The sequence below is a fragment of the Mycobacterium asiaticum genome (assembly GCF_001668675.1).
Taxonomy (GTDB): Bacteria; Actinomycetota; Actinomycetes; order Mycobacteriales; family Mycobacteriaceae; genus Mycobacterium; species Mycobacterium asiaticum_D.
Genome location: NZ_LZKQ01000008.1, coordinates 41,492 through 64,525 on the forward strand (window position 1 = coordinate 41,492; position 23,034 = coordinate 64,525).

Sequence of the window (23,034 nt, forward strand, 5' to 3'; positions counted from 1 at the left end):
CGGCCGGAATCGCTAAGCTGTCTGCCATGCCCGCTCGTACCGCGCTATCTCCCGGCGTGTTGTCCCCGACGCTGCCGGTGCCCAAGTGGATCGCGCGCCCCGAATACGTCGGCAAGCCGACCGCCAAAGAGGGCAGCGAGCCATGGGTGCAGGAGCCCGAGGTCATCGAGAACATGCGGGTGGCCGGCCGGATCGCGGCCCGCGCCCTGCAGGAGGCGGGCAAGGCCGTCGCACCCGGCGTCACCACCGACCAACTCGACCGGATCGCGCACGAGTACATGGTCGACAACGGCGCCTACCCATCAACCCTGGGCTACAAGGGTTTTCCCAAATCGTGCTGCACGTCGGTGAACGAGGTCATCTGCCACGGCATCCCCGATTCGACCGTGATCGAGGACGGCGACATCGTCAACATCGACGTCACCGCCTACATCAACGGCGTACACGGCGACACCAACGCGACCTTCCTGGCCGGTGACGTGTCCGAAGAGCACCGGCTGCTGGTGGAACGCACCCACGAGGCCACCATGCGTGCCATCAAGGCCGTCAAGCCGGGGCGGGCGCTGTCGGTGGTCGGCCGCGTCATCGAGGCGTACGCAAACCGGTTCGGCTACAACGTCGTTCGCGATTTCACCGGCCACGGCATCGGCACCACGTTCCACAATGGTCTGGTCGTCCTGCACTACGACCAGCCCGCCGTCGAAACCATCATCCAGCCGGGCATGACGTTCACCATCGAGCCGATGATCAATCTGGGGGGGCTGGACTACGAGATCTGGGACGACGGCTGGACGGTCGTCACCCGGGACCGCAAGTGGACCGCGCAGTTCGAACACACACTCTTGGTCACCGAGACCGGCGCCGAGATCCTCACCCTGCCCTGAGGGCACCTTCCCCCGCGAGCAGACACAGAATCGCATGGTTTGGGGCGTCAGAGTGCGAATCTGCGTCTGCTCGCCGCAGTGGGGGAACTGCGGTAACTTGCGGGAGTGCCCTCTTTGATGACGACGCTCGAAGGATTCGCGGTCCCGGTGGCAGTGTCCGGGCCGGAAAACGGCACCGTCGTCGTCCTGCTGGCAGCCGAACAACGTCCGCCGGGTGCGTACGACGCACTCTGCCAACGCCTGCACAACGCGTCGCTGCGCACCGTCGTCATCGGCGCCGACCCCCGGCTGACCGCCAAATCGGTGATCGGACTGCTGGACTCGCTGGGCATCTCCTGGGCGGTGGTGGTGGGCGACCGAGACAGTGCCGAACTGGCCTGGAAGCTGGCCGCGACCAAACTGGGCCGCTTCGCCGGCCTGGTGGCGATCGACCGCGCCCATCCGCGGGTACCCGACGCCACCGGCATCACCGACGACAACTGCCCGCCGGTGGAGATCGCGACCACGGTCCTGGTGAGTTCCCCGGCCGCACGGGAGGCGGCCCGCGAGGGCCAGCGGTTCGTCTTCGGCGACTACCGGGTGGTCGATCTGCTCGGGCGCCGCAACGCACACGAGTCGACGGCGCAGCTGGCCACCGAAATCGTGCTGCGCACCAGCGGCTGGTAACGGCACTCATGACTGGACTGCTCTCGCGGGCCGACCTGGAACACCTGGTCGCAGCCGGCGAGGTCGACACCGTCGTGGTGGCGTTCACCGACATGCAGGGCCGCCTGGTGGGCAAGCGGGTGTCCGGCGCGTTCTTCGTCGATCAGGTGGCTGCGCACGGTGCCGAGTGCTGCAGCTATCTGCTGGCCGTGGACGTCGACGCGAACACCGTAGCCGGCTACGCGATGTCGAACTGGGAAACCGGCTACGGCGACATGGTGATGACGCCCGACCTCAGCACGCTGCGCCGCATTCCCTGGCAGCCGGGCGCCGCGCTGGTGATCGCCGACTTGTCCTGGGCAGACGGGAGCCCGGTCGCGGTGTCGCCGCGCGCCATCCTGCGCCGCCAGCTGGACCGGTTGCGAGAGCGGGGGCTGACGGCTGATGTCGCCACCGAGCTCGAGTTCATCGTGTTCGACCAGTCCTATCGCCAGGCATGGGCCAGCGGTTATCGCGACCTGACGCCGGCCAGCGACTACAACATCGACTACGCGATCATGGCGTCGTCGCGGATGGAGCCCCTGCTACGCGACATCCGGCTGGGCATGCAGGGTGCGGGCCTGCGCGTGGAAGCCATCAAGGGCGAATGCAACAACGGCCAGCAGGAGATCGGCTTCCGCTACGACGAAGCGCTGATCACCTGCGACAACCACACCATCTACAAGAACGGCGCCAAGGAGATCGCCGACCAGCACGGCAATAGCCTGACCTTCATGGCGAAATACGATGAGCGCGAGGGCAATAGCTGTCACATCCATCTGTCGCTGCGGGACGCCGACGGCACGGCGGTGTTCGCCGACGCCGACGAGCCGCACGGCATGTCGGCAACCTTCCGCAGCTTCATCGCCGGGCTGCTGGCCGGCCTACGCGAACTGACCCTGTTCTTCGCGCCGAACATCAACTCCTACAAGCGATTTGCCGAAGGCAGCTTCGCACCCACCGCGGTGGCGTGGGGACTGGACAACCGCACCTGTGCGCTGCGGGTGGTCGGACACGGCAGCAGCATCCGGGTCGAATGCCGGGTGCCCGGCGGCGACGTCAACCAGTACCTGGCGGTGGCGCGGTGATCGCCGGCGGTCTGTACGGTGTCGAACAAGGACTGGAGCTGGGTGAGCCCTACGCCGGTAACGCCTATCAAGCCGGCGATGTCGAGCGGTTGCCGACCACACTGGCCGAGGCCGCCCAGGTGTTCGGGGCGTCGGAGCTGGCCCATGCCGCCTTCGGCGACGACGTGGTCGCTCACTACCTGAACAACGCGCGCGTGGAACTGACGGCGTTCAACGCCGCAGTCACCGATTGGGAGAGGATTCGCGGTTTTGAACGCCTCTAGCAGCGTCGTCGTCGGTTTGACGATGTACCTCGAGCAGATTCGGACCGGCGTCTGGGACATCCCGGCGGCCTACCTGCCCGCCGACTACTTCGAGGGCGTGATGCTGGCCGGCGGCATCCCGGTGCTTCTGCCGCCGCAACCGGTAACCACCGACACGGTCGAGCGGGTGCTGGACAGCCTGGACGCGCTGGTGATCACTGGCGGATACGACCTGGACCCCGCCGCTTACGGACAGCAACCCCACCCCACCACCGACCGCCCCCGCGGCGACCGTGACGCCTGGGAGTTCGCGCTGCTGCGGGCCGCGGTGCGCCGGCGACTGCCCGTGCTGGGCATCTGCCGCGGCGCGCAACTGCTCAACGTCGCGTTCGGCGGCACCCTGCACCAGGACCTGCCGGAGGTGCTCGGCCATTCCGGGCATCGCGCCGGCAACGGCGTGTTCAGCAGGCTGCCGGTGCGCACCGTGTCGGGCACCCGGGTGGCCGCGCTGCTCGGCGACACCGCCGATGTGCCGTGCTATCACCACCAGGCCATCGACAAGGTCGGCGACGGCCTGGTGGTCGGCGCCTGGGACGCCGACGGGGTGGTCGAGGCGGTGGAACTGCCCGGGGACAGCTTTGTGCTTGCGGTGCAATGGCATCCGGAGAAGTCACTGGACGACCTGCGGCTGTTCACCGCCTTGATCGACGCCGCCCGATCGCACGCACAGCGATGACCGCCACCGAGCTGATCAATCCCGCCACCGAGGAAGTGCTGCGGACGGTTGAACACGTCGACGTGGCGGGCGTCGATGACGCGGTGGCGCGGGCGAAGTCGGCCCAGCGCCGCTGGGCACGGCTGGCACCGGCCGAACGAGCCGCCGCCTTGCGCGCCTTCGCCGCTGTCGCCGACGCCCACGTCGACGAACTCGCGGCGCTGGAAGTGGCCAACTCCGGCCATCCGATCGGTTCGGCCGAATGGGAGGCCGGCAACGTCCGCGACGTGCTGCAGTATTACGCCGCAAGCCCGGAACGCCTGTCCGGCAAGCAGATTCCGGTCGCCGGCGGAATCGACGTCACCTTCAACGAGCCGATGGGCGTGGTCGGGGTGATCACGCCGTGGAACTTCCCGATGGTGATCGCGATGTGGGGGATCGCCCCGGCGCTGGCCGCCGGCAACGCGGTGCTGGTCAAACCGGCCGAATGGACACCGCTGACCACCATCCGGCTCGGCGAGCTGGCCGTCGAAGCCGGGTTGGACCCGGACCTGTTGCAAGTACTGCCCGGCCGGGGATCGGTGGTGGGGGAACGGTTCGTCACCCATCCCGACGTCCGCAAGGTGGTGTTCACCGGGTCCACCGAAGTCGGCAAGAAGGTGATGGCCGGCGCTGCGGCGCAGGTGAAACGGGTGACCTTGGAATTGGGCGGCAAGAGCGCCAACATCGTGTTCGCCGACTGTGATATGGCGCGCGCGGCGGCAACCGCGCCGGGCGGGGTCTTCGACAACGCCGGCCAGGACTGCTGCGCCCGCAGCCGAATCCTGGTGCAGCGCAGCGTTTATGACCGGTTCATGGAATTGCTCGAACCGGCCGTCAAGAGCGTCGTGGTCGGCGACCCGGCGTCACGCGACACCGAGATGGGCCCCCTGGTTTCCCGCCCGCACTGGGAGAAGGTGGCCTCCTACGTGCCCGAGGGCACACCGGTGGCGTTTCGGGGCAGCGCACCGACCGGGCCCGGTTTCTGGTTTCCGCCAACCGTTCTCACCCCGCGGCGCACCGATCGCAGTGTGACCGAGGAGATTTTCGGGCCGGTGGTGACGGTGTTGCCGTTCGACGACGAAGGTGATGCCATCGAGCTGGCCAACCACACCGAATATGGGCTGTCCGGATCGATCTGGACCAATGACCTGTCCCGGGCGCTGCGGGTGTCCCGAGCGGTGGAATCCGGCAATCTGTCGGTGAATTCGCATTCCTCGGTGCGCTACAGCACCCCGTTCGGCGGGTTCAAGCAGTCGGGTTTGGGGCGTGAGCTCGGCCCGGACGCGCCGTTGCACTTCACCGAGACCAAGAACGTGTTCATCGCCGTCAAAGAATTCGAGGGGGAGGCCTAGTGGTTGCGGTTGACTTGACTCAGCGGCTGGCGGGCCGGGTAGCGGTGATCACCGGCGGCGGCAGCGGTATCGGTCTGGCCGCGGCTCGGCGCATGCACGCCGAGGGTGCGACGGTCGTTATCGGTGACATCGACGCGGACTCCGGCGGCGCCACCGCCGAACAACTCTCCGGTTTGTATGTGCCGGTGGATGTTTCCGACGAGGACTCGGTGAACAAGCTGTTCGACTCCGCGGCCGGCACCTGCGGATCGGTCGACATCGCATTCAACAACGCCGGGATCTCGCCGCCCGAGGACGACCTGATCGAGAACACCGAACTGGCGGCCTGGCAGCACGTGCAGGACGTCAACCTGAAGTCGGTGTATCTGTGCTGCCGGGCGGCGCTGCGGCACATGGTGTCAGCGGGACGCGGGTCGATCGTCAACACGGCATCGTTTGTTGCGGTGCTGGGCTCGGCGACCTCGCAGATCTCCTACACCGCATCCAAGGGCGGTGTGCTGGCCATGTCGCGGGAGCTCGGCGTGCAGTTCGCCCGGCAGGGCATCCGCGTCAACGCCCTGTGCCCGGGGCCGGTCAATACGCCGCTGCTGCAGGAGTTGTTCGCCAAGGACCCCGAGCGCGCGGCGCGGCGCCTGGTGCACGTGCCGCTGGGCCGGTTCGCCGATCCCGACGAAATCGCCGCCGCGGTGGCGTTTTTGGCCAGTGACGACGCATCCTTCATCACCGCGTCGACGTTCCTGGTCGACGGCGGGATCAGCTCCGCCTACGTGACCCCGCTCTAGAACGCATTTCGGTCAGAGCAGCTCTATCAAGGGGATCGCCATTTCGGCCTCGGTGCCGGCGCCGTGGAAACCGACGAGGCGAGCCGTCTCCGGTGGTTCGTGGTCAGTAGCCAACACCGCGGAATCGCCGGTGCAGACCACCACGACGTCACCTATCCGGGGGAGGTGCCGGGGATCCATCGGGCCGAACAGGCCCGACGCAACGGCTTCGTTGCGGGCCAGCACGTCAGCTTGACCGGCGAGGATTTCGCGCCACGCGTCCAGCACGTCGGCCGCCGCACCTGGCTGGGTGTGCAGATACCGAACGCGAGGTTCACCGGCGACCACGCGGATGCCCGCGCGCAGCCGTGGGTCGGTGTCCAGGTCGATGCGCGCGTCCGGCGGCACGTTCAGGCCGCCATGGTCGGCGGTCACCAGCAACGCCGCACCGGCCGGCATCGACTCGACCAGCCTGCTGAGCAGCGCATCGACCCGAGCAGCCGCTTCGTGCCATTCGATGGACCCAACGCCGAAGAGATGCGCCGCGGTGTCCAGGTCTGCGGTGTAGCCGTACACCAGGCCCGGTGCGGCACGCAGCTCGTCGATAATGCGCTGGGCGTAGTCGTCATCGGATCGGGCGGGGACGAAATGCGCGCCGCGGTAGGCAGCTTCGGTCAGGCCGCTGCCGATGAACCATTCCGGTAGCACCGCACGCGCGCCGACCCCGGCGCGTGCCATCCGCTCGAACCAGGTGGGCACGGGCTGCCACTGGTCCGGCGGTGGTTCGTCACGCCACCGGATGTGGCTGAGCACGCGGTCGGTGCCGGGGATGTTGAGTGTGAAGCCCAGGATGCCGTGTTCACCGGGCTGGGCGCCGGTACCCAAAGACACCAGGCTGGTCGGCGTGGTGGACGGGAAAGTGCAGGACAGCCGGCGCAGCCGGCCCATGTCGCCGGCCAACACGGCGGCGAGCAGCGGCGCGTCGCCGGCCAGCTCCGGCAAGAGGTGCCAGCCCAATCCGTCGACGAGCACCACCGCCACCCGGTTGACGGCACCGATCGAGGCCCACAGGTCAAGGGAGTCGTCGGCCCCAGGTACGCCCAGCAGCGCGGCCGTGCTCGGCAGTACCTCGCATATGGAGTTGGGCACGACGCCAGTGTGGCAGAAAGTCACGCGGGCAAGGTGCGGTCCGCGAATCGTCGTAACCAGCCGAACCAGGCGGTCATTCCGGTGCCGGTGCGGGCGCTGATCGGCAGCACCGTGGCGGCCGGGTTCACCTGACGGACGTGTGCGATGTAGGCGTCGACGTCGACATCCAGATAGGGCACCAGATCTATCTTGTTGAGCAGAACCAGGTCGACCGCGCGGAACATGACCGAGTATTTCAGCGGTTTGTCCTCGCCCTCGGTGACCGAATAGACCATCGCCTTGGCGTGTTCGCCGACGTCGAACTCCGCCGGGCACACCAGGTTGCCGACGTTTTCGATGATCACCAGATCCAGGTTCGGCAGGTCCAGGCCGGGCAGGGCCCGGTTGACCATCGGCGCGTCGAGGTGGCACTCGCCGCCGAAACCGTTGCTGGTGTTGACCAGTGATACCTGGGCGCCACGCCCACTGAGTTTGGCGGCATCCAGGTCGGTCGCGATGTCACCCTCGATCACGCCGATGGCGAGTTCACCGGCGAGCTCGTCCAGCGTCGCCTGCAACACGGTCGTCTTGCCCGAGCCGGGTGAGCTCATCAGGTTGAGCGCCCGAATCCCGTTGTTGTCGAAAGCGGCACGATTGAAGTCGGCCCGCACGTCGTTCTCCGTGAAGATTTCCTCCAGCACCTCGGCGCGCTGCGCACCAGTGTCGTAGTGACTGTGGTCGCCGTGGTCTTGCTGATGGCTGTGCACGGTCCCATCGTCGTGGCGGTGGAATCTGCCCATTGCGAGCACCTTTCACGAGACGGTCAGGGCGATTCGGCAGCAGCGGCCGAAATCCACTTTTCCTCAATACGACCGTAGCGCCACACCAGCAGGGCCAGCGCCCAGGCGGCCACGAACATTCCCACCAGGACGAAGCCGATCGTGTTGAGGTCCAGACCCGCCAACCAATCCCAGAACGGGCCCTGCCAATGGAGCTGCTCGGCGAACAGGCCGAGCAACTCCACGGTGCCGATCAGCAACGCGACCACCACGGATAGGCCGGTGATCGCGATGTTGTAGTAGATCTTTCGCACGGGGTTGGCGAACGCCCACCCGTACGCGAAGTTCATGAAAGAGCCGTCGACGGTGTCCAACAAGCACATTCCCGCGGCGAAAAGCACCGGCAGGCACAGGATGGCGTACCAGGGCAGGCCGGACGCCGCGGTGGTGCCGGCCAGCACCAACAGGGCGATCTCGGTGGCGGTATCGAAACCCAGGCCGAACAGGATCCCAACCGGGTACATGTGCCAGGACTTACCGATCGACCTGGTGAAGCGGCCGAGAAAACGGTTGAGCAAGCCGCGGTTGTCCAGCTGCCGCTCGAGTTCGGCTTCGCTGAAGATGCCTTGACGCAGTCTGATGAAGACCCGCATGACGCCGATCAGCACGAGGACATTGAGGATCGCGATCAGATAGAGGAACAGCCCTGAGACACCGGTGCCGATCACGCCCGTGTAGTGGCGCAGCTGCGAGTCGTCCTGCTGTACCGGTCCGACAACGGCCCGTAACCCGAAGGCCAACAGCAGGGCCAGCGCGAACACCACGGTGGAATGGCCCAGCGAGAAGAAGAATCCGACGGCGAGTGGTCGTTGCCCGTCGTCCATCAGCTTGCGGGTCGTGTTGTCGATTGCCGCGATATGGTCGGCATCGAAGGCGTGTCGCAAGCCCAGGGTGTATGCGGTGAGGCCGATGCCGACCCCGAAAGCCTTGCCGCCCAGCGTCAAATGGGCCGGCTCCACGATCAACAGCAGCGTCGCCCAACCGATCAGGTGCAGCCCGGCGATGACGGCGAACATCGTTCCCAGTCGCCACCACTGCACTGACGACAGAACCATCGTCGTCCGAACGGCATCAGGGGAAGTCACCGGCCGGCGTCAGTCCAGGCCCAGCAGAGCGTTCTCGACCACCTCGGACAGCGCCGGGTGAATCCAGTACTGACCGCGCGCCATCTCGTGGGCGGTGAGCCCGAAGCTCATCGCCTGGATCAGCGGCTGAATGAGCGACGAAGCCTGATATCCCATGAAATGCGCACCCAGCAGCTTGCCGGTGCCGCGCTCGGCGATCAGCTTGAGCACCCCGGTGGTGTCCTCCATCGCCCACCCGTAGGCGACGTCACCGTAATCCTGCAACTTCACCGAAATGTCGTATCCCTGCGCCAACGCCTGGTTTTCGGTCAGCCCGACGCTGGCCAACTGGGGGTCGGTGAAGACCGCCGACGGGACGAACCGGTGGTCGGTGACCTGCATCGAACCGGTGTCGTCCCAGTCGCACAGCAGGTTGTGCTGCACCACCCGGGCCTCATGGTTGGCCACGTGCTTGAGCTGGTACGGCGAGGAGACATCGCCCAGCGCGAAAACGTTGCGCGCCGAGGTCCTTTGGTATTCGTCCACCACCACCCGGCCGTGCGCGACGTCGACACCGGCCTGTTCGACGTCCAGCAGATCGGAGTTGGCGACGCGGCCCGTCGCCACCAGCAGCAGGTCGGCGTCGAGGGTGCTGCCGTCGTCCAGCTCGAGTGCCACGCCGTGGCCGCGGTTCTCGGCGTTGACCACATTGCGCAATGCGCGCAGCTCCCATTTGTTGGACGCGATGCGGGTGAACCGCTCGCAGATGGCGTCGTCGGAGTGCTTCAGTAGGGTGCCGCCACGCATGATGATGGTCACCCGCACCCCGAGGGCGGAGAAGACGTGCGCGAATTCCGCTGCTACGTAACCGCTTCCGACGATCGCCAGGTGCTCGGGCAGTTCCGGGATGCGCATCACGGTGTCGCTGGTGTGGTAAGTGACGCCGGACGCCGCGATGGCCGGCGGAACCGTGGGCCGGGAGCCCGTCGCGATCACCACCTGATCCGCGGTGAACTCGTCGCCGCCGTCGGTGCGCAGCAGGTAACGGCCGTCGGACTGGACCGGCCCGAACCGGGTGTGCTGGCCGTAGACGTCGACGTTGGGTAGCGCCCGCCGATAATCCTCGCCGCTGTGCGCGATCGGGTCGATGCGTCCGAAGATGCGCGAAACGATGTCATCCCAACGCACCCCGTCGATGTGCGCGTCCACGCCGTAGCGCGCGGCTTCCCGGACGGTCTGTGCCACCTCGGCGGCATAGACGAACATCTTGGTCGGGATGCACCCGACGTTCAGGCAGGTGCCGCCGAAGGTGCCCTGTTCGCAGATCGCCACCCGCCTGTTGGTGAACCGTTGGTCGACAATGGTGTTGCCCGACCCGGTTCCGATGATGGCAATGTCGTAGGTCTCCATTTGGGCTGCTTACCCTTTCCCGGACAATGCCGAGGCGGTGCTGAGGTAGTCGTCGAGCCAGCGGTCGAGATGGCGATAGGCTATCCGGCGCGGCTGTTCCAGGGACAGGAACACATCGTGTTTGGCGTCGGCCACCGGGATGATGGTGCTGCGGTTGCCGATACAGCCCGCCCAGCGGGCGATCTGACTGACGTCGAGCACCGCGTCGCCGCGTTGCAGGGCGGCCGGTCCGGCGTCCTCGCTGACCGTGTGATCCGACCGCAGAATCAGGTTCGGCACACCCACGTCGAGTCCGCGGTGCAGCCGCGCGTGGCCGCGGCGTATCGCATGCAACCAGCCAAATGTCACCGGAAACCCGCCCAGCGGCTTCCACTCCAGGTTGTAGTCGAACTCGCCGTGGTAGTCGCGGTGCAGGCTGGATCCGTAGCCGCCGGTACCGCTGGCTCGCGCGATCCCCTTGCTGCGCATGCGCGACACCGCCGCGATGGTCGCCGTGGTCACGCCGAGCCGCAGGATGGCGCGGCCCTGCAGATCCAGGAACGGGCTGTTGAGCACCAGGCCCGTCACTCCGTTCATCGCGTCCTTGCGGCGCAGCCGGTCCAGCCACAGCGACACGATCAGGCCACCTGCCGAATGCCCGTACATCAGCACCTGGGCTTTCGGAGACTGCTCGCGGATCAGGGTCACGGCTCGGCTGAGCTCGGCGTCGTAGTAGGCGAGATCGGTGGTGAAGTGCGGCGTCTGGCCCGGCCGCCGGGATCTGCCGCACTTGCGCAGGTCGAGTGCGTAGAACGTGAGGCCGCGCTCGGCGAAGTGGTCGGCCAGCGCGGTGTTGAAGAAGTAGTCCGTATAGCCGTGTACTGCCAGCACCGCCCGGTCCGCCGAAGGGCTGTCGCCGCGCCGGATCAGCGTCGCGACGACCTCGCCCTCACCGTCGGGATCGGGTCCCAGCGCAATGGTGCATTGCCAGTAACCGGGCAGGACATCGGGCACCCAGCCAGTCACGCAGGCAAGCTTAGAGCGCGATCGGAGTCGCCGCCGGTCCGCCGCCCGGCGAGGGCGCCGCCACCGGCGATAACCTTGGTGAACCGCCACGCCTCGAGGAAGGACCGACCACCCGGTGGCAAAGCTGACCAGAACCGACGTCGTACTGGTGGGTGCCGGCATCATGAGCGCCACCCTGGGTGCGATTCTGCGGCGGCTGGAACCGGATTGGTCGATCACCGTCGTCGAGCGGCTGGACGGCGTCGGAGCCGAGAGCAGCGGCCCGTGGAACAACGCTGGCACCGGGCACGCGGGACTGTGCGAAATGAACTACACCCCGGCCCGGCCCGACGGATCGATCGACATCACCAAGGCGGTCTTCGTCAACGAGCAGTTCCAGGTCACCCGCCAGTTCTGGGCCTACGCGGCGGAAAACGGCATCCTGACCGACGTCCGGGGCTTTCTGAACCCCGTTCCGCACGTGAGCTTCGTCCGCGGTGCGGACGGGGTTTCCTATCTGCGCCGGCGCCGCGAGGCGTTGGTGCACAATCCGTTGTTCGCCGAAACCGAGTTGATCGAGGATCCCGACGAGTTCGCCCGTCGGTTGCCGCTGATGGCCGCCGAGCGGGATTTCGCCGAACCGGTGGCCCTGAACTGGGCGACCGACGGCACCGACGTCGACTTCGGCGCGCTGTCGCGGCAGCTGATCGGCTATTGCGCGCGCACCGGCGCGGCAGTGTGGTTCGGTCACGAGGTGCGGGACCTGTCCCGCCAGGGCGACGGCAGCTGGACGTTGACCGTCGTCAACCGCCGCACCGGGGACAAGCGCAAACTCAACGGCAGGTTCGTCTTCGTCGGCGCCGGCGGTGACGCGCTGCCCGTCCTGCAGAAGGCCGGCATCGCCGAGATCAAAGGCTTCGCGGGTTTCCCGATCGGCGGCCGGTTCCTGCGCGCTGCCCGCCCCGCGCTCACCGCGGCGCATCGAGCCAAGGTGTACGGCAGCCCGGCGCCGGGAGCGCCCCCGTTGGGCGCGCTGCACCTGGATCTGCGTTTCGTCAACGGCAGGCCGTGGCTGGTGTTCGGGCCCTACGCCGGGTGGTCGCCGAAGTTCCTGAAGCACGGGCACTTCAGCGATCTGCCACGCTCGATCCGGCCCGACAACCTGGTGTCGATGCTCGGCGTCGGAGTACGGGAGGTGACCTTGGTCGGTTATCTGATCGGCCAGCTGCGGCTGACCGGTCCCGCTCGCATTGCCGCACTGCGCGAATTCGTGCCTAGCGCAGTTGGTTCGGACTGGGAGCTGACGGTGGCCGGCCAGCGGGTGCAGGTGATCCGGCGGGACAAGGGCCACGGCGGGGTGCTGGAGTTCGGCACCACGATCGTGGGTGCCGCCGACGGCAGCATCGCCGGGCTGCTGGGTGGTTCGCCGGGCGCCTCGACCGCCGTCCCGGCGATGCTCGATGTGCTGCAACGGTGTTTCGCGGCGCGGTATCAGTCGTGGTTGCCGACGCTGAAGGAGATCGTGCCGTCACTGGGAGCCCGGTTGTCCGATGAGCCGGCGTTCTACGACGAACTGCGTTCGTGGACGGGCAAGGCTCTGCAGCTGGACGCGGCATGAGTCGCGCCGGCGACGATGCAGAGCGCAGGGATGCTGTGGGGGCACCTCCCGCTCGCGGGGTGAGCGGCGCAAATGAGTGAAGCTCTGCGCCGCGTCTGGGCCAAAGACCTTGATGCGCAAATACTTTACGAATTGCTCAAGCTCCGGGTGGAGGTGTTCGTGGTAGAACAGGCCTGCCCGTACCCCGAACTTGACGGGCGTGATCTGCTCGCCGAGACTCGGCACTTCTGGCTGGAAACGACTGAGGGGGAAGTCATCTGCACGCTGCGGTTGATGGAGGAACACGCCGGCGGGGAGAAGGTGTTCCGGATCGGCCGGGTGTGCACCAAACGCACCGCCCGCAACCAGGGCCACGCCACCCGGTTACTGCGTGCCGCGCTCGCCGAGGTCGGCGACTACCCTTGCCGCATCGACGCGCAGAAGTACCTCAGTGACATGTACGCCCAGCACGGGTTCGTCCGTGACGGCGCCGATTTCCTCGACGACGGCATACCGCACGTGCCGATGCTCAAGCCCGGCACCGGGCCGGCGGGGGCGCGGTGAAGCCCTACCCGTTCAGCGCGATCGTCGGGCACGACCAGCTGCGGCTGGCGCTGCTGTTGTGTGCCGTCCGCCCGGAGATCGGTGGGGCGCTGATCCGCGGCGAGAAGGGCACCGCGAAGTCGACGGCGGTGCGCGGGCTGGCCGCCTTGCTGTCGAGCGCGACCGGCACCGGCGGCGCCGGGCTGGTCGAGATGCCGTTGGGCGCCACCGAGGACCGAGTGGTGGGCTCGCTGGACCTGCAGCGGGTACTGCGCGACGGCGAGCACGCCTTCTCGCCGGGCCTGCTGGCGCGCGCCCACGGCGGCGTGCTCTACGTCGACGAGGTCAACCTGCTGCACGACCACCTGGTCGACATCCTGCTGGACGCCGCCGCGATGGGCCGGGTGCACATCGAACGGGACGGCATCTCCCATTCGCACGAGGCACGCTTCGTGCTGATCGGGACCATGAATCCCGAAGAGGGTGAACTGCGTCCGCAGCTGCTGGACCGGTTCGGCCTCACCGTCGACGTCCAGGCCTCCCGCGATGTCGACGTGCGAGTGGAGGTGATCCGCCAGCGGATGGCCTATGAGGCCGACCCGGACGGATTCGCGGCGCGCTATGCCGACGCCGACGCCGAACTGGCCCGGCGCATCGCCGCGGCCCGGTCGATGGTCGACGATATTGTGCTGCCGGACAGCGAATTACGGCGCATCGCGGCGCTGTGCGCCGCGTTCGACGTCGACGGTATGCGGGCCGACCTGGTGGTGGCTCGCACGGCTGCGGCACATGCCGCGTGGCGCGGCGCGCACACCGTCGAGGAACAGGACATCCGGGTGGCGGCCGAGCTGGCGTTGCCGCACCGTCGCCGGCGTGACCCCTTCGACGAGCACGGCATCGACCGCGACCAGCTTGACGAAGCCTTGGCCCAGGCCGCCGCCGATGCCCAACCCGAACCCGATCCCGAACCCGATCCCCCCGGCGGCGGTCGCTCGGAAAGCGCGGATTCACCCACGCAGCAACAGAATCGCCAAGCCAGCCCGCAACCGCCACGGCCCAGCGCGCCGCCGTCGAAGGTGTTCCGCACCAAAGCGCTGACCGTACCGGGAGTCGGTGAAGGCGCGCCCGGCCGGCGCTCGCGAGCCCGCAACGCCTCGGGAAGTGTTATCGCTGCCGCCGATCCCGCGGACTCCGACGGGCACGGTCTGCACCTGTTCGCCACGGTGTTGTCGGCTGCCGAAAACGCCCGCGCCGCCGGGCCGTTGGCGTTGCGCCCCAACGATTTGCGTCGCGCCGTCCGCGAAGGCCGCGAGGGCAACCTGGTGATCTTCGTCGTCGACGCGTCCGGCTCGATGGCCGCCAGGGACCGGATGGCCGCGGTCGGCGGGGCCACCCTGTCGTTGTTGCGCGATGCCTATCAGCGACGCGACAAGGTCGCGGTGATCACGTTCCGCGGCGACGCTGCCACGCTGCTGCTGCCCCCGACGTCTTCGGCGCACATCGCCGGGCGGCGGCTGGCCCGCTTCGACACCGGTGGCAGGACGCCGCTGGCCGAGGGTCTGCTGGCGGCGCGCGAACTCGTCGTCCGGGAAAGGGTGCGGGACCGGGCGCGACGGCCGCTGGTGGTGGTGCTCACCGACGGGCGTGCGACCACCGGCCCGGACCCGTTGGGCCGCAGTCGCATTGCGGCCAAGCGGCTGGTTGCCGAGGGTGCCGCCGCCGTGGTGGTGGACTGCGAGACGTCCTACGTCCGGTTGGGGCTGGCCGGACAGCTCGCCCGCCAATTGGGCGCGCCGGTCATGCGGCTCGAACAGCTGCACGCCGAGCAGCTGACCCAGGCCGTCCGCAGCGTGGCGTAGGGACCGGTAACCGACTATGCCGCAGGGAAATCCGGTCGAGGTCCCGGACGACGGCCTGACCACTCGGGCCCGGCGCAACACGCCGGTGCTGGCCGTGCACACCGGCGACGGCAAAGGTAAGTCAACGGCCGCGTTCGGAATGGCGTTGCGCGCCTGGAACGCCGGTCTCGACGTCGCGGTCTTCCAGTTCGTCAAGAGCGCGAAGTGGAAGGTGGGCGAGGAGGCGGCCTTTCGGCACCTGGGCGAGTTGCACGACCAGCAGGGCGTGGGCGGTGCGGTGGAGTGGCACAAGATGGGGGCCGGCTGGTCCTGGACCCGCAAGCACGGCAGCGAGGTCGACCGTGCGGCCGCGGCGGCCGACGGCTGGGCGGAGATCGCGCACCGATTGTCCGAGCAGCGCCACGACTTTTATGTGCTCGACGAGTTCACCTATCCGCTGAAGTGGGGTTGGGTGGACGTCGACGAGGTGGTGCGGATTCTGATCAATCGGGCAGGCCACCAGCATGTCGTGATCACCGGCCGCGACGCCCCGCCGCAACTGACCGACGCCGCCGACCTGGTGACCGAGATGACCAAGCGCAAGCACCCCATGGACGCCGGGCGGAAAGGGCAGAAGGGCATCGAGTGGTGAGCACGCCGGCCGTCGTCCTGGCCGCCCCGGCCTCTGGCAGCGGAAAGACAACGGTGGCAACGGGTTTGATTGGCGCCCTGCGCCAGGCCGGGCACCGGGTGGCGCCGTTCAAGGTCGGTCCGGACTTCATCGACCCCGGTTACCACACCCTGGCCGCGGGGCGGCCCGGCCGCAACCTGGACCCGGTACTGGTGGGTGAGCGCCTGATCGGGCCGCTGTTTGCGCACGGCACCCGGGGCACCGACATCGCGGTGATCGAAGGGGTGATGGGACTTTTCGACGGTCGCATCGGCGAGGCCTCGACCGGGCCGGCGCAGGGCTCCACCGCCCACGTCGCGGGCCTGCTGCGGGCGCCGGTGATTCTGGTCGTCGACGCGCGCGGTCAGAGCCACAGCATCGGCGCACTGCTGCACGGCTTTTCCACCTTCGATGCCCAAACCCGGATCGGCGGCGTGATCCTCAACCGGGTCGGGTCGGCCCGGCACGAGCAGGTGCTGCGCCAAGCCTGCGAGCAGGCCGGTGTCCCGGTTCTGGGGGCGATTCCGCGCAACGATGAGCTAGAGCTCCCGACGAGATATCTGGGCCTGGTCACCGCGGTGGAGTACGGGCGCCACGCCCAGCAGGCGATCGAGGCAATGACGGCGCTGGTGGCCCGGCATGTCGACGTGGGCGCGGTCCTGGCAACTGCCGGGGGCAGGGTTGACGACCCGCCGTGGGACCCGGCAGTCGCGGTCGGCGACGTCGGCACCGATCGGCGCCCCGTCGTCGCCCTGGCGGCCGGAAAGGCATTCAGCTTCGGCTACGCGGAGCACGCGGAGTTGCTGCAAGCCACCGGCGCCGAGGTCACCGAATTCGACCCGCTGTGCGATGCGCTGCCCGACGGCACGGACGCGGTGCTGCTGCCCGGCGGGTTCCCCGAGCAGTTCGCCGCGGAGCTGTCCGCCAACGACACCGCCCGGCGGCAGATCGCCGAACTGGCGGCCGCCGGTGCGCCCGTCCACGCCGAATGCGCGGGCCTGATCTATCTGGCCGCCGAACTCGACGGATACCCGATGTGCGGCGTGCTCGACGGATCGGCGCACTTCACCCAGCACCTCAACCTGGGCTACCGCGACGCGGTTGCGGTGGCCGACTCATCGCTGTACTCGGTCGGCGAGCGGGTGGTGGGCCACGAATTCCACCGCACCGCAGTCACATTCACCGGCAGCTACCAGCCGGCCTGGGTGTACCGGGGCCAACGGGTGGATCGGATGCGCGACGGAGCGGTGCATGGCGGCGTGCACGCGTCGTATCTGCACACCCATCCGGCTGCGACGCCGGGCGCCGTAGCGCGCTTCGTCTCGCACGCCGCGGGCGGCGGTCCGCGAAACTGACCCCGCTGCGAAAAAACCGGCCGGAAGTCGCAATGCGGTTCGGTTCGCGGACGAACATTAAACTTGCCCGGTGACCGAGAGCCCCTACCTGGTGGGACTGCGACTTGCCGGCAGGAAGGTCGTTGTCGTCGGCGGGGGTAGCGTCGCGCAGCGGCGACTACCGCTGCTGATCGCAAGCGGCGCCGACGTGCACGTCATCTCCCGCAGCGCCACCCGTTCCGTCGAGGCGATGGACGGGATCACGCTGTCGCTGCGTGAGTACGCCGACGGCGACCTCGACGGCGCCTGGTACGCGCTGGCGGCCACCAATGACCCCGACGTCAACGCGGCGGTCGTCGCCGAGGCCGAACGCTCCCGCATCTTCTGCGTCCGCGCCGACATCGCAGTCGAGGGCACCGCGGTCACCCCGGCGTCGTTCGAGTACGCCGGGCTGTCGGTGGGCGTGCTGGCCGGCGGTGAGCACCGGCGTTCGGCGGCCATCCGCTCGGCGATCCGCGAGGCCCTGCAGACGGGCGTGATCACTCCGGACGGACAGGTCGGATCCGACGTCGTCCGGGGCGGCGTCGCGTTGGTCGGCGGCGGGCCGGGGGATCCCGAGCTGATCACCGTCCGCGGCCGTCGGCTGCTCGCGCAGGCCGACGTGGTCGTCGCCGACCGGCTGGCGCCACCGGAACTGCTGGCCGAACTCGGGCCGCACGTCGAGGTGATCGACGCCGCCAAGATTCCATACGGCCGGGCCATGGCCCAGGACGCCATCAACGCCGTCCTGGTCGAACGAGCCGGTGCGGGCAAGTTCGTCGTCCGTCTCAAGGGGGGCGATCCGTTCGTGTTCGCGAGGGGCTATGAGGAAGTGCTGGCGTGCGCCGAAGCGGGGATTCCGGTGACGGTGGTGCCAGGTGTGACCAGTGCCATAGCGGTGCCCGCGCTGGCCGGCGTTCCGGTCACGCACCGGGCCACAAATCACGAGTTCGTGGTGGTCAGCGGCCATCTGGCGCCCGATCATCCCGAATCGTTAGTCAATTGGGACGCTTTAGCAGCAATGTCCGGGACCATCGTTTTGCTGATGGCGGTCGAACGCATCGAACTCTTCGTCGCCGCGCTGCTAAAAGGCGGCCGACCTGCGGATACTCCGGTTCTTGTGGTGCAACATGGGACGACGCCAGCGCAACAATCGTTGCGGACAAGGTTGGTTGACACGCCGGAGCGGGTACGTGCAGAGGGGATCCGACCTCCCGCAATCATCGTTATCGGCCCAGTGGCGGGCCTCACGGCCGCTGAGGCTTTAAACAATTCTTAAGATTACTGTAAGGTAACCTCCTATGACGGCTCTCAACGACTCAGAGCGCGCGGTTCACACTTGGACCGAAGGGCGCTCAGAACGTTCGGCCCAGGAGCGTCCCACGCGTTCGGTGGAGACCCCTTTGCAGCGCTTGAGCAGGTATTACCCGGCGTGGATGCCTTCGTACCGCTTCATCGCGGCGGTCATCGCAATCGGCGGGATGCAGCTGCTGGCCACCATGGACAGCACGGTCGCCATCGTGGCGCTTCCTAAGATTCAGGACGAGCTCAGCCTGTCCGATGCCGGCCGCAGCTGGGTGATCACCGCCTATGTGCTGACGTTCGGTGGGCTGATGCTGCTCGGTGGGCGCCTCGGCGACACCATCGGGCGTAAGCGCACCTTCATCGTCGGTGTCGCCCTGTTCACCATCTCCTCGGTGCTGTGCGCGGTGGCCTGGGACGAAGTGACCATGGTCATCGCCCGGCTCTCCCAGGGCATCGGGTCGGCCATCGCATCGCCCACCGGATTGGCGCTGGTCGCTACGACATTCCCCAAGGGGCCCGCCCGTAACGCCGCAACCGCGGTGTTCGCCGCGATGACCGCCATCGGTTCGGTGATGGGCCTTGTGGTCGGCGGATTCCTGACCGAGTACTCCTGGCGGCTGGCCTTCCTGGTCAACGTCCCGATCGGTCTGGTGATGATCTACCTGGCCCGCACCGCGCTGCGCGAGACCAACCGCGAGCGGATGAAGCTCGACGCGGCCGGGGCCATGCTGGCCACCCTGGCCTGCACCGCCGCCGTGTTCGCCTTCTCCATCGGCCCGGAAAAGGGCTGGATCTCGGTCACCACCATCGGCTCGGGCGTCGTTGCGCTGGCCGCGGCCATCGCCTTCGCCATCGTGGAACGCACCGCCGAGAACCCCGTCATCCCGTTCGGCCTGTTCCGCGACCGCAACCGGTTGGTCACCTTCGGTGCGATCTTCCTGGCCGGTGGCGTCATGTTCAGCCTGACCGTGTCCATCGGCCTGTACGTGCAGGACATCCTGGGCTACAGCGCGCTGCGCGCCGGTGTCGGCTTCATCCCGTTCGTCATCGCGATGGGCATCGGCCTCGGGATCTCCTCGCAGCTGGTGTCCCGGTTCTCGCCGCGCGTGCTGACGATCGGCGGCGGCTGGTTGCTGCTGGGTGCGATGCTCTACGGCTCGTTCTGCATGCACCGCGGCGCGCCGTACTTCCCCAACCTGGTGCTGCCGATCGTCGTCGGCGGCATCGGGATCGGCATGGTGGTCGTGCCGCTGACGCTGTCGGCCATTGCGGGCGTCGGCTTCGACCAGATCGGTCCGGTCTCGGCCATGACGCTGATGCTGCAGAGCCTTGGCGGGCCGTTGGTGTTGGCCGTCATCCAGGCCGTGATCACGTCGCGCACGCTGTACCTGGGCGGGATCACCGGCCCGGTCAAGTTCATGAACGAAGCCCAGTTGCACGCGCTCGACAAGGGCTACACCTACGGCCTGCTGTGGGTGGCCGGCACGGCCGTGATCGTCGGCTGTGCAGCGCTGTTCATCGGCTATACGCCGGAACAGGTTGCGCACGCGCAGGAAGTCAAGGAAGCGATGGACGCCGGGGAGCTGTAGCTCTCCCGTCCAGCTTTCCCGCCCGCCTTTCGTCGAGCGTCACGCCCGCCTTTCGTCGAGCGTCACGCTGGCGTGGCGTTGGCGGCCGACCGCCACACTGGCGTGACGTTCGCCGCACCGACCCACCTACTAGGCTTGCCGCCTGTGATCACCCGGATGTCTGAGCTGTTCCTGCGCACGCTGCGCGACGACCCCGCCGACGCGGAAGTGCCCAGTCACAAACTGCTTATCCGTGCGGGATACGTCCGGCCGATCGCGCCCGGGTTGTACAGCTGGCTGCCGCTGGGCCTGCGCGTACTGCGCAACATCGAACGGATCGTGCGCGAGGAGATGAACGCGATCGGCGGCCAGGAGATCCTGTTTCCCGCCCTGCTGCCACGTGCACCGTACGAGACGACGAACCGCTGGACCGAGTACGGCGACAGCGTGTTTCGGCTCAAAGACCGTCGCGGCAACGACTACCTGCTCGGACCCACCCACGAGGAGCTGTTCACCCTGACCGTCAAGGGCGAATACAGCTCCTACAAGGACTTTCCGCTGACGCTCTACCAAATCCAGACCAAGTACCGCGACGAGGCGCGCCCCCGCGCCGGCATCCTGCGGGGCCGCGAGTTCGTGATGAAGGACTCCTACTCCTTCGACATCGACGACGCCGGCCTCAAGTCCTCCTACCACGCGCACCGGGAGGCCTACCAGCGCATGTTCGACCGGCTGCGGGTGCGTTACGTCATCGTCTCGGCGGTCTCGGGCGCGATGGGCGGCAGCGCCTCTGAGGAGTTTCTGGCCGAAAGCCCGATCGGCGAGGACACCTTCGTGCGCTGCCTGGAATCCGGCTACGCGGCCAACGTCGAAGCGGTCGTCACCGCCCAACCCGAGGCAAAACCCGTCGACGGGCTGCCCGAGGCGCAGGTCCACGACACCGGCGATACACCGACCATCGCCACCCTGGTGGCCTGGGCCAACGAGGCCGGCCTGGGCCGGACCGTCACGGCCGCGGACACCCTCAAGAACGTTCTGGTCAAGGTGCGCCAGCCCGGCGGGGATTGGGAGCTGCTCGCCATCGGGGTGCCCGGCGACCGCGAGATCGACGACAAGCGCCTGGGTGCGGCGCTGGAGCCGGCCGAGTACGCCCTGCTCGACGACGCCGACTTCGCCCGGTACCCGTTTCTGGTCAAGGGTTACATCGGCCCGAAAGCACTGCGCGACAACGAAGTTCGGTACCTTGTCGACCCGCGGGTGGCGGACGGCACCAGCTGGATCACCGGCGCGGACGAGCCCGGCCGTCATGTCGTCGGGCTGGTGGCCGGCCGCGACTTCACCGCCGACGGCACCATCGAAGCGGCCGAGGTGCGGGAGGGCGATCCCTCGCCCGACGGCGCCGGCCCGCTGGTCATGGCGCGCGGCATCGAGATCGGCCACATCTTCCAGCTCGGCCGCAAGTACACCGACGCCTTCACCGCCGATGTGCTCGGCGAGGACGGCAAGCCGGTCCGGCTGACCATGGGCTCCTACGGCATCGGGGTGTCGCGGCTGGTAGCCGTCGTCGCCGAACAACACCACGACGAGCTCGGGCTGCGCTGGCCGTCCTCGGTCGCGCCGTTCGACGTGCACCTGGTGATCGCCAACAAGGACCCCGAAGCGCGCCTGGGCGCGGCCAAGCTGGCCGCCGACCTGGACAAGGTGGGTGTCGAGGTGCTGCTGGACGACCGCACCGCATCGCCGGGGGTGAAGTTCAAGGACGCCGAGTTGCTCGGCATGCCGTGGATCGTGGTGGTGGGCCGCGGGTGGGCGGACGGCCGGATCGAGCTGCGCGACAGGTTCAGCGGCCAGACGACCGAGCTTGCCGTCAACGATGCGCTGGTGACCGATCTGTTGGCCGCTATCAGCGGCTGACTACTCGTTGCCGCCCGGGAAAGGCGCGGTGATCGGCCAGCCGCCGAGCACCTTGTTCCAGCGGGAGGCCAGCACGGCGCTCTGGGTCAGCGCAGTGGAGGCGAAGGCGCGGTCGTCGGCGGTGTCGGCGTACTCCACAACCGCCCGCCACGCCGTCGCGCCGTCGTTCTCCATCCGCGCCGCCAACCGCGCCGCCTCGGCGGGGGAGCCCACCGGCGACGGCAACTGGTAGCCGGGAGCGGCGACGACGGCGGTGGCCTTGCGTGCGGTCAGCATGGCGATGACGTCGTCGCGACGCTGGCGATGCTGATTCAGTGCCTCCACCACCAGGTCGTTGACGCTGGGTGGCGACATCGCCGACACGATGCCGTAGCCGTAGATGGTGGCGTGCTCCACGGACAACGCGTCGTTCAGCGCCGTGATGTCGGCGTCTTTGCCGGCGGGGGAGCGTTTCGGGCTGGCGCCGTAGCTGGGTTCCGACGACGTCATATCGACGGCCCTCCGGGCACCAGCGCCACCTCGGCGGAGGCGGTGCAGGAGGCAACGATCGAGGCCAACAGCCCTGCTCGGTACCCCGAGGTCGTGGCAACCAGGCGATTCGCGTCCTCGGCGGACTTGCGCAACGAGTCGATGACGTCCGACACCGGCGGCGGGGGCGGCGGCGGAGCCTCCGGATCGGTGGCGGTGGTCGTGGTCGAACTGCTCGTCTCGCTGGTCGACGACACCAACTTGCCCGCGGCCCGCGCGACCTCGGTGGCCAGCGCCCGGGCGTGCGCCGCGCGCTGGGAGGCCACCACGCTCAACGCGGCGGCGACCTGGGGCGGACTGCCGATGGCTCCCGCGGCCGCCGTCGCCAGCGCGCTGTCGCGGCGGGCCTGCTCCAGCGGGCCTAACAACTCCTCGACAGCCGGGGGCTTGGGGGCGGGCTCGCCACAGGCGGTGGCCACCACCCCGAGTGCGAGAGCGGCACCACCGGCGAGCACACCCCGCCTACTGATGACGGGTACTGCTCTGGGCACGCCCCACATCCTGC

At 68.2% G+C, this 23,034-nt stretch carries 20 protein-coding genes and 1 pseudogene; 14 read left to right on the plus strand and 7 right to left on the minus strand.

Annotated elements, in window-relative coordinates:
- The first annotated feature begins 26 nt into the window (after positions 1 to 26).
- From map to A9X01_RS00490, 6 genes and pseudogenes are all read left to right on the plus strand, one after another.
- A complete protein-coding gene (gene map, locus A9X01_RS00465) occupies positions 27 to 884 on the plus strand; it encodes a type I methionyl aminopeptidase (protein WP_065118791.1) in 858 nt (285 codons plus the stop codon).
- Between the two features lie 117 nt (positions 885 to 1,001).
- A complete protein-coding gene (locus tag A9X01_RS00470; RefSeq protein ID WP_065118792.1) occupies positions 1,002 to 1,550 on the plus strand; it encodes an alpha/beta hydrolase in 549 nt (182 codons plus the stop codon).
- An 8-nt stretch (positions 1,551 to 1,558) separates the two neighbouring features.
- Positions 1,559 to 2,919, plus strand: a pseudogene (locus tag A9X01_RS00475) (glutamine synthetase family protein).
- Positions 2,885 to 3,634: a gamma-glutamyl-gamma-aminobutyrate hydrolase family protein gene (locus A9X01_RS00480; protein ID WP_301336914.1), complete on the plus strand. Its 750-nt coding sequence runs from the start codon at positions 2,885 to 2,887 to the stop codon at positions 3,632 to 3,634. The pseudogene A9X01_RS00475 and the gene A9X01_RS00480 overlap by 35 nt, the downstream one beginning before the upstream one ends.
- Positions 3,631 to 5,007 (plus strand): aldehyde dehydrogenase family protein, encoded by a 1,377-nt coding sequence (locus A9X01_RS00485; RefSeq protein WP_065118794.1) that lies wholly within the window; start codon positions 3,631 to 3,633, stop codon positions 5,005 to 5,007. Before A9X01_RS00480 ends, A9X01_RS00485 begins: the two co-directional genes overlap by 4 nt.
- Positions 5,007 to 5,789 (plus strand): 3-oxoacyl-ACP reductase, encoded by a 783-nt coding sequence (locus A9X01_RS00490; RefSeq protein WP_065118795.1) that lies wholly within the window; start codon positions 5,007 to 5,009, stop codon positions 5,787 to 5,789. Before A9X01_RS00485 ends, A9X01_RS00490 begins: the two co-directional genes overlap by 1 nt.
- Before the next feature lie 12 nt (positions 5,790 to 5,801).
- Here A9X01_RS00490 and A9X01_RS00495 read toward each other — a convergent pair whose 3' ends face one another.
- The 5 genes from A9X01_RS00495 to A9X01_RS00515 are packed head-to-tail and all read right to left on the minus strand — an operon-like array spanning position 5,802 to position 11,214.
- Complete coding sequence (locus A9X01_RS00495; RefSeq protein WP_065118827.1) at positions 5,802 to 6,917, minus strand: alkaline phosphatase family protein; 1,116 nt, start codon at positions 6,915 to 6,917, stop codon at positions 5,802 to 5,804.
- 20 nt (positions 6,918 to 6,937) lie between these two features.
- Positions 6,938 to 7,696 carry a hydrogenase nickel incorporation protein HypB gene (hypB, locus tag A9X01_RS00500; RefSeq protein ID WP_065118796.1) on the minus strand — a complete coding sequence of 253 codons (759 nt, stop codon included), beginning with the start codon at positions 7,694 to 7,696 and terminating at the stop codon, positions 6,938 to 6,940.
- Positions 7,697 to 7,719: 23 nt separating this feature from the next.
- Positions 7,720 to 8,790, minus strand: a complete 1,071-nt coding sequence (gene nicT / locus A9X01_RS00505) for a Nickel transporter NicT (protein WP_065118797.1) — start codon at positions 8,788 to 8,790, stop codon at positions 7,720 to 7,722.
- A 39-nt stretch (positions 8,791 to 8,829) separates the two neighbouring features.
- Positions 8,830 to 10,209: a mycothione reductase gene (mtr, locus tag A9X01_RS00510; RefSeq protein ID WP_065118798.1), complete on the minus strand. Its 1,380-nt coding sequence runs from the start codon at positions 10,207 to 10,209 to the stop codon at positions 8,830 to 8,832.
- Between the two features lie 9 nt (positions 10,210 to 10,218).
- The gene (locus A9X01_RS00515) at positions 10,219 to 11,214 is read right to left on the minus strand and encodes an alpha/beta hydrolase (RefSeq protein ID WP_065118799.1); all 996 of its coding nucleotides are present in this window, start codon (positions 11,212 to 11,214) and stop codon (positions 10,219 to 10,221) included.
- 115 nt (positions 11,215 to 11,329) lie between these two features.
- Here A9X01_RS00515 and mqo point away from each other — a divergent pair, with 115 nt between their 5' ends.
- From mqo to A9X01_RS00555, 8 genes are all read left to right on the plus strand, one after another.
- Entirely contained in the window at positions 11,330 to 12,811 is a 1,482-nt protein-coding gene (mqo, locus tag A9X01_RS00520) for a malate dehydrogenase (quinone) (protein WP_065118800.1), read from the plus strand.
- 72 nt (positions 12,812 to 12,883) lie between these two features.
- A complete protein-coding gene (locus A9X01_RS00525; RefSeq protein WP_065034345.1) occupies positions 12,884 to 13,354 on the plus strand; it encodes a GNAT family N-acetyltransferase in 471 nt (156 codons plus the stop codon).
- A complete protein-coding gene (locus A9X01_RS00530; RefSeq protein ID WP_065118801.1) occupies positions 13,351 to 15,192 on the plus strand; it encodes a magnesium chelatase subunit D family protein in 1,842 nt (613 codons plus the stop codon). The genes A9X01_RS00525 and A9X01_RS00530 overlap by 4 nt, the downstream gene beginning before the upstream one ends.
- 16 nt (positions 15,193 to 15,208) lie before the next feature.
- Positions 15,209 to 15,823 (plus strand): cob(I)yrinic acid a,c-diamide adenosyltransferase, encoded by a 615-nt coding sequence (cobO, locus tag A9X01_RS00535; RefSeq protein ID WP_065118802.1) that lies wholly within the window; start codon positions 15,209 to 15,211, stop codon positions 15,821 to 15,823.
- A complete protein-coding gene (locus A9X01_RS00540) occupies positions 15,820 to 17,196 on the plus strand; it encodes a cobyrinic acid a,c-diamide synthase CobB (protein ID WP_155771845.1) in 1,377 nt (458 codons plus the stop codon). Before cobO ends, A9X01_RS00540 begins: the two co-directional genes overlap by 4 nt.
- 70 nt (positions 17,197 to 17,266) lie before the next feature.
- Positions 17,267 to 18,493: a uroporphyrinogen-III C-methyltransferase gene (gene cobA, locus A9X01_RS00545; RefSeq protein WP_065118804.1), complete on the plus strand. Its 1,227-nt coding sequence runs from the start codon at positions 17,267 to 17,269 to the stop codon at positions 18,491 to 18,493.
- A gap of 22 nt (positions 18,494 to 18,515) precedes the next feature.
- Positions 18,516 to 20,108: an MFS transporter gene (locus A9X01_RS00550; protein ID WP_065118805.1), complete on the plus strand. Its 1,593-nt coding sequence runs from the start codon at positions 18,516 to 18,518 to the stop codon at positions 20,106 to 20,108.
- A 144-nt stretch (positions 20,109 to 20,252) separates the two neighbouring features.
- On the plus strand, positions 20,253 to 22,001 hold the full coding sequence (locus tag A9X01_RS00555) for a proline--tRNA ligase (RefSeq protein ID WP_065118828.1): 1,749 nt from the start codon (positions 20,253 to 20,255) through the stop codon (positions 21,999 to 22,001).
- Here the strand turns inward: A9X01_RS00555 and A9X01_RS00560 are convergent, their stop codons facing one another.
- Both A9X01_RS00560 and A9X01_RS00565 read right to left on the minus strand, forming a co-directional pair.
- Positions 22,002 to 22,490: a ferritin-like domain-containing protein gene (locus tag A9X01_RS00560; protein WP_065118806.1), complete on the minus strand. Its 489-nt coding sequence runs from the start codon at positions 22,488 to 22,490 to the stop codon at positions 22,002 to 22,004.
- Positions 22,487 to 23,020 carry a hypothetical protein gene (locus A9X01_RS00565; protein ID WP_065118829.1) on the minus strand — a complete coding sequence of 178 codons (534 nt, stop codon included), beginning with the start codon at positions 23,018 to 23,020 and terminating at the stop codon, positions 22,487 to 22,489. Before A9X01_RS00565 ends, A9X01_RS00560 begins: the two co-directional genes overlap by 4 nt.
- Positions 23,021 to 23,034: the final 14 nt, after the last annotated feature.

Coding starts and splice junctions, on each gene's coding strand:
- A9X01_RS00485 (WP_065118794.1), top strand. CDS start 3,631: ATGACCGCCACCGAGCTGATCAATCCCGCCACCGAGGAAGTGCTGCGG.
- mtr (WP_065118798.1), bottom strand. CDS start 10,209: ATGGAGACCTACGACATTGCCATCATCGGAACCGGGTCGGGCAACACC.
- nicT (WP_065118797.1), bottom strand. CDS start 8,790: ATGGTTCTGTCGTCAGTGCAGTGGTGGCGACTGGGAACGATGTTCGCC.
- map (WP_065118791.1), top strand. CDS start 27: ATGCCCGCTCGTACCGCGCTATCTCCCGGCGTGTTGTCCCCGACGCTG.
- A9X01_RS00470 (WP_065118792.1), top strand. CDS start 1,002: ATGACGACGCTCGAAGGATTCGCGGTCCCGGTGGCAGTGTCCGGGCCG.
- hypB (WP_065118796.1), bottom strand. CDS start 7,696: ATGGGCAGATTCCACCGCCACGACGATGGGACCGTGCACAGCCATCAG.
- A9X01_RS00560 (WP_065118806.1), bottom strand. CDS start 22,490: ATGACGTCGTCGGAACCCAGCTACGGCGCCAGCCCGAAACGCTCCCCC.
- cobO (WP_065118802.1), top strand. CDS start 15,209: ATGCCGCAGGGAAATCCGGTCGAGGTCCCGGACGACGGCCTGACCACT.
- A9X01_RS00550 (WP_065118805.1), top strand. CDS start 18,516: ATGACGGCTCTCAACGACTCAGAGCGCGCGGTTCACACTTGGACCGAA.
- A9X01_RS00525 (WP_065034345.1), top strand. CDS start 12,884: ATGAGTGAAGCTCTGCGCCGCGTCTGGGCCAAAGACCTTGATGCGCAA.